This window comes from Pseudogemmobacter sp. TB195, assembly GCF_058313095.1.
Window position 1 is genome coordinate 1 of sequence record NZ_JBZEGG010000160.1, and the last position, 588, is coordinate 588.

Below are 588 nucleotides of genomic sequence, written 5' to 3' on the forward strand. Positions count from 1 at the left end.
GGCGGCTGTCATCAGGTACAGGCCATGCCAACCGCCGATATCAAACAGCGGCGGCGACAGCACCCGCGCCAGCGGCGCGCCGATGGACTGGAACGTCAGGGCGACCGACAGCCCCATGGAGAGGCGTTTGTCCGCCGGGGCCGCTTCCACCATGTAAAGAAAGTTCAGCGCCGACAGGGGAGCCGCCGCGACGCCGCTGGCGAATTGCACCAGCATGGCGGTGGGCAGGTCATCGACGACCAGGTGCAGCAACGTAACCAGCACAAAAACGAGAATGGCGCATTCGGCGAAACTGCGCAGCCCAAACTGCGCCCGCAGCTTGCGCAGCATCAGCGACAGGCTGGCGTAAGGCGCGATGTAGAGCGCCGTCAGCCAGGCGCCTTCCGTCGGCGTGGCGCCCAGTTGCCCCTGCACCTGTTGCAGGTTGGCGGTGAAGAAGTTCTGGCCCATGCCCTGGGCCAGCGCCAGCAACAGGGCGGTGACGGCGCAAGCCCAGGGGCGGACGCGCGGCGCCGCCATCCAGGAGGCTGGCGCGGCGAGGCGTGGCCCCGAGCCGGTTCCGGAAGCAGCGGCGTCACGCATTGCGAT

General features: G+C 68.2%; 1 protein-coding gene. It reads right to left on the reverse strand.

Features of this window, described 5'->3' with window-relative positions; genetic code table 11:
- Positions 1 to 582: MFS transporter (locus AC4FS3_RS29145; protein ID WP_491023443.1), on the reverse strand; the 582-nt coding region annotated here is incomplete at its 3' end.
- Positions 583 to 588: the final 6 nt, after the last annotated feature.